The sequence below is a fragment of the Solibacillus sp. FSL K6-1126 genome (assembly GCF_038003445.1).
Taxonomy (GTDB): Bacteria; Bacillota; Bacilli; order Bacillales_A; family Planococcaceae; genus Solibacillus; species Solibacillus silvestris.
Map to the genome: position 1 here is coordinate 1 of NZ_JBBOPD010000003.1, position 5,601 is coordinate 5,601.

6 protein-coding genes are annotated in these 5,601 nt (G+C 34.9%); 3 read left to right on the forward strand and 3 right to left on the reverse strand.

Annotated elements, in window-relative coordinates; all coding sequences use genetic code 11:
* Positions 1–307: 307 nt before the first annotated feature.
* Positions 308–1,384, forward strand: coding sequence for a protein rep (locus MHH44_RS21130; RefSeq protein WP_340799587.1), 1,077 nt, complete (start codon positions 308–310; stop codon positions 1,382–1,384).
* A 20-nt stretch (positions 1,385–1,404) separates the two neighbouring features.
* Here MHH44_RS21130 and MHH44_RS21135 read toward each other — a convergent pair whose 3' ends face one another.
* On the reverse strand, positions 1,405–1,557 hold the full coding sequence (locus MHH44_RS21135) for a hypothetical protein (RefSeq protein ID WP_340799588.1): 153 nt from the start codon (positions 1,555–1,557) through the stop codon (positions 1,405–1,407).
* Positions 1,558–1,584: 27 nt separating this feature from the next.
* A complete protein-coding gene (locus tag MHH44_RS21140; RefSeq protein WP_340799589.1) occupies positions 1,585–2,202 on the reverse strand; it encodes a hypothetical protein in 618 nt (205 codons plus the stop codon).
* A gap of 292 nt (positions 2,203–2,494) precedes the next feature.
* On the opposite strand from MHH44_RS21140, the gene MHH44_RS21145 reads away from it, so the two are divergent.
* On the forward strand, positions 2,495–2,953 hold the full coding sequence (locus MHH44_RS21145; RefSeq protein ID WP_340799590.1) for a hypothetical protein: 459 nt from the start codon (positions 2,495–2,497) through the stop codon (positions 2,951–2,953).
* A 21-nt stretch (positions 2,954–2,974) separates the two neighbouring features.
* On the opposite strand, the gene MHH44_RS21150 is transcribed toward MHH44_RS21145, so the two are convergent.
* Entirely contained in the window at positions 2,975–3,673 is a 699-nt protein-coding gene (locus tag MHH44_RS21150) for a hypothetical protein (protein ID WP_340799591.1), read from the reverse strand.
* A gap of 651 nt (positions 3,674–4,324) precedes the next feature.
* Here MHH44_RS21150 and mobV point away from each other — a divergent pair.
* On the forward strand, positions 4,325–5,557 hold the full coding sequence (mobV, locus tag MHH44_RS21155; RefSeq protein WP_340799592.1) for a MobV family relaxase: 1,233 nt from the start codon (positions 4,325–4,327) through the stop codon (positions 5,555–5,557).
* Positions 5,558–5,601 lie beyond the last annotated feature (44 nt).

Sequence of the window (5,601 nt, forward strand, 5' to 3'; positions counted from 1 at the left end):
TTTTTTTTTTTGTTCGAAGAGATAAATTTGAAAACGAAAAAAAATCCACCCGTTTTTTAGGGTGGATTTTTGAGTTCCTTCTTTTCTTGATACTATACGTAATTATTTCTATTACGTATAGTAGGGTTTGCCCTTACAGGCTCTAAGCTTTGATGCGGTTTTGTAGGGTCGTGAATTCGAAAAAAAGACTTGTTCCTAAATCCTTTATCAGTTATGGTTAAGGTGTCGAATCTTACCAAATTGAAAAGGGGAACAAGTCTGTCTTTTTTATATGCTTTAGAGTTACAAGATAGACTTTACATGAATTATGAAAAATAATCAAGAGTCAGTTAAAGTCAAGAAAACAAGCGTTTTAGGCAAGGAAATCCTAGGGAAATACACAGGCAAAAAGAGCCTAAATCGCAAGGCGGGGGATTACTTGGAAAAACACTTGTCAGTTCCGTCCATTGCTCGAATAGATTCATGCCATGATTTCATGCGTTTTCTGACAACGAAAACACTGGATAAAAGGCGGTTAGAATTGGCGAATAGCTGCGGCAACCGTTTTTGCCCCATTTGCACATGGAAAACGGCACGAAAAGATGCTATAAAACTAGCGATAATGTCACAGGCAATTGAAGCCAAAGAAAAACATGAATTTATTTTCCTAACGCTTACAAGCCCTAACGTTACAGAAGAAAATTTACATTCAGAAATTGATAGATTTAACAAGGCAATTAAAAAATTATTTTCACGAAAAAAAGTGAAAGAAAATATACAAGGTTATGTTCGAAAATTAGAGGTCACAACTGACCAGGAAAAATACATCACAGACGAACTATTTTCGCGTAAGAAAAATTACTTTGAAAAACGCGGTTTAGCGGTTGGAGATGCCAACCCACAATACAATACGTATAACCCTCACGTGCATATAATTTTGAGTGTTAAAAAAAGTTACTTCAATGGCAAAAATTTCATTGCTCAAAGTGAATGGCTTGAGATGTGGCGTAGTTGTATGCAAGACGAGCGCATAACGCAAGTGGACGTTCGGAAGGTTCGAAAGGGTCGAAAAAGCATTGAGGGGGCTATCCTAGAGGTTGCAAAATACACAGCTAAGTCAAGTGACCTGTATCACAGTGAACGAGTTTTTGATACATATTATGGCGCTCTGAAGGGGCGCCAACTGCTTGTTTATTCGGGGACGTTCAAGGATTACGCTAAAAAGTACGAGAATGGATTGTTGGATGAGTTTAAGTATAAAGATGAAAATCTCTATACTCATTTGTTGCGCTCTGTTTGGCAGTCGTCGAATTATGAAAATACCATTCGTGAACTTACATTGGAGGAATTTGAGAAATACAACGAACGGGCATTGTACATTGAAGAAAATAATGATGTCGAGTAATGTGAAAAGAGTAGCAATTGCTACTCTTTTTTTAATGCATTTTTTAAAAATAACAAACGGTCATCCATACGTTGGAGCGCTTGTTTCTGTAATTCTTCTTGAGTTTGCCAATTGTTATACTCTTTACGAGCTTGAAATAGCGTGTTTAATTGTTCCTGTTCTTTTTTCTTCATGAATGTAACCCCCCTTTTCTTCAAAGATTAACGGCTCTCCACTTTATTTAGAAAGTCCATTATTGCTAAATGGAGTATGTCGGACTTGTTTACTCGTTCAGATTTACAATAGGTGTCTAAACGGTCACCGATTTTTTTATCAATTACAATCGTTTTTCGGGTCTTTTCGTTTTGTGGAAGAGCTTTTATACGCTCATGTACTTGCGTGGGGACTTTAATTTGTTCTGATTGCTCTTTTCCTTGCCATTCATAAAGTATTTCCATTAGCATGGATACTTCATTCTGTGTGAACTGGGGGTGAATAACCGGTGAATGAGAGGTGATTTCGTTATTACTTCTATTCATATCCGTATTACTTTGTGTGACTTCAGGGTGAATTGTTGGTGAAGATATGTTCACCTTTGTTGAATTAAAGTTCACATAATCAAAAATACTTTTATCTAAAGGTTCTGGATCTTCTCCAATGTAATGCCAGCCTTTAGGAACTTTATTACTGTACTCATATCCAGCCATTTTTAATGCTTTTAAAAATGGTTTTTGGCTTATACCATCTATTGCCTTTGCTATGTGTTCAGCTTTATTGCCTGCTCTAAGAGCTGTTAAAATGCTATTTAATGTTGCCTTCTCATCTATCTGAAAGTTCATCCTCTATTCACCCTCATTTCACATTTAGTCATATACTTATTATTCTATGTGAAAAGCAGTTTACCTTTAAAATATGATGTTATGAAATGTTACCAAACGACGGTTTGGTAATTAGAGTAATAGATGCTGCCGATTTTGATTTTATCCAACAGGTTCCAGTAAAAATTCATATTTTTATATTATTTTAAGCATAAGAAAATACTATAAAATATTTGGAATTAAAAGGTTATTTATATTTGATATAGAAATTACATATTAGCAAGATAAAAAATAGAAGAGGAGTTTTGTTATTATGAATAAATTATTTAGATTCAAAACCTTTTCATTAGCTTTTGTGATTTTTTTGGCAATACCTTTCTATGCGGATGCAACAGAGCTTGATGATACAACAGAGCTTGATAGTACAACAGAGCTTGATAGTGGTTCTATGGAGCCATATGGAGCTGGAAAGTGGGACTTTAAAGGACAGGAAAGTGACAAAATACTTACTGGTGGAGTAGCATATTGGACTCAAGAATATACTGCAACTGATGGCGGAAATTTTAAAATAGATATGGAAAGTACTTATAAGAGTTCAAATTATGCCCATGTAACTTATTATGTTAACGGGGTAAAAAAGTTTACATTACTTAATTCAATAGATAACTATAAAGGAAGTACTGAAATTAGTAATCTTTCTGCAGGGGCAAAAGTACAGTTTTTTATTACAGTTGATCACAATGACACATTTACCTTCTCATTTTATGATTAGAGAAAAATAAACACAACTTTTTTAAAAAGTTGTGTTTATTTTTTCTTTATACTTGTTATAAATATATATTTTAACAGTACTTTTATTTACAAGTTTATTAGAAAATAACTTTTGCTCTAATATTTTATATACTGTATTTTCTATTTCTTTCCCAATAGTTTTTTGTTTTTTCCTTTCTACTAATGTATTTATTTCAATAATTAGTTCTGGGGGAGAATCTGGTGGTGAAATACTCAAATTTATTCCGTCAATGTAACCTGGATGAGCTATAGATAGATCGTTATCTATGGTTTTACCGATTTCACCTATTAAATTATGTCTTTCCAACAGTTCATTGTCGTTTATCATTTGACTTTTTTTCACATTAACCTTATATGTTTCAAATTTAGTTGACTTAATTAAATTTTTTACAATCTCTTCTATCTCATTTTTTACTGAATCATAATATTCTTGACTTCCAATTATATCAATATCTATATCCTTGGAATTGTTGTCAACATGTGTATTAATGCTAATTCTTTCTACCTCATATTTTCCTGATATTTTTTCTTCTATTTTTTCTAACATTTTAACGTCAGCATTTTTTGGTGGCGGACCCATTTCTTTTTCAAGAGATTCTTTTTCAGCAGAACCATTTATAGACGTTATTCCGAAGTATATAATAAAAATTCCGATGATACCCAATGCTATTAAAAAGAAATTTTTTCTAATAAAACTCACATCCTTTTGATTTAGTTTTATGATATGAGTATGTATTAAAATATATTCGACTTTTTTCGAGTCTAAACAGCATTAAGACATGTTTTTTTACTTTAATCTTATTGTTTTTTCTCCTCCATTTTTTTGGTTGAGGGGGGATCTTTTGAATGCGCTATTTTTATTTCGGACAGGAAGAATACATGGTCGGCTTCTGTCGGTTTTTCGGGCGATAATAGAAAGGAAAACTCCGATAGATGAATCTCCATTTTTTCGTATATCGGGGGTTGCCCTCCACACTGCCCGAAAAATTTTCGATGGCAAGGGCTTGAAGGTGGAGATTTTTTTGCAAAAAAAATACTACCTGTCCCTTGCGATCGGAAAAGGCATTTTGGGGTGAATGATTGGTGAGAAAAAACTGTGCGCTCCAGCACGTTTTCGAATGCTCTTTCTTTGGAAAAATAGGACGGCTGCCAAACGAATCAACGTTTGGCCACTGTCCTATTTTTTTGCTTTTGACCTGGGGCGAGCGTTCGTTGCTCGCTTGCTTTTAGCCCTCGGCAGAGCATACACCAAAAGCATTTTGGTATAGTATGCTACACCAATTTTTTGGTCTTGCTCCCCCAATGTGTTATTCTTGCCTAGATATTCGATTTCAAAAAGGGAATGATTTGAATGGCGAACTACGGAATTATCCGAATGAAAAAGTTTCAAATGAGTGATGTGCAAGGGATTCAAAAACATAATCAAAGACAAGGAAAAAGCAAAACGAATCCGGACATTATCGAGAGCAAAACACATCTAAATTTTGATTTGATTAACGAAGGAAAAATCAAATATGAGCAAACAATCAAAAATAAAATTAATGAACGGGTGAAACGAAAACCGAGAGCGAACTCCGTCGTTCTTTCGGAATTTCTGGTGACGGCTACACCGGAGTACATACAAAATTTATCTCCCCAGGAACAGAAAAAATACTTTTCATCCAGTCTTGAATTTATCCAAAAAAAATACGGAGCCGAAAATGTGCTATATGCAACGATTCATCAAGATGAAGCCAATCCTCATATGCATGTGGGAATTGTGCCGATCACAAAAGATAACCGGTTGGCAGCAAAGGATCTTTTTAATGGCAAACAGGTCATGATTAAACTTCAGGATGATTTCCATGCGCATATCGTCAAAAGTGGCTTTGATTTGCAACGGGGCGAAAGCAAGGCCGAGACGAAGCGTGAACACATCAGTATCCATGAATTGAAGAAAAATACCGAACAAGAGCTAGAACGGCTTCAGAAGGACGTGAAGGGGCTTGTAGAGGCTGTTAAAGTATCAGAGTCAGTGGAATCCATCCCAGTAGAGAAGGGTGGCTTATTTGACCGTAGGAACGTCCGTATGGCGACGGAAGACTTTGAACGTATTAAAACCTTAGCGAAAGCTTCGGAAGGGCTTAAAACGGAAAATAAGGGGCTTAGAGAACGTGTTGACTATTTAGAAGCGCGTTTAAAAGAGTCTGGAAAAAGACATCGTGTTGAATTGGAAAGAGCTGAGCAGCTAGAAGTAGAAAATAAACGGCTGCTAAAAGAAAATCAAATTTATAAACGTTTAAGTGATTATTATAAAAAGGTTTTACAGGAAGTGAAGAATTTGGCTGAACGTCACTTAAACGTAGAATTAACCAAGATTCAAACGTTCTTAGGGCAGGTTCGAATGCTGACAGCTGTAAAAGTGTATGGGAAAGAAATGCTGGACGAAGAAATGGTCAAAACAATTGTTCCTCCGGATGAACAAGAAGGGGCAATGAGATATGTTGAATTCCAGAAGGAAAAAATCATGGATCAAAAAATGGAGGAACAAGCTGTTCAACCAGAAAGAAAAACAAAAGAGAACGATTTCGAAATAGGAAATTAAATTTCTTTTTTAATCTTTTTTATTCTTTTCTGTTTTTTTTTTTT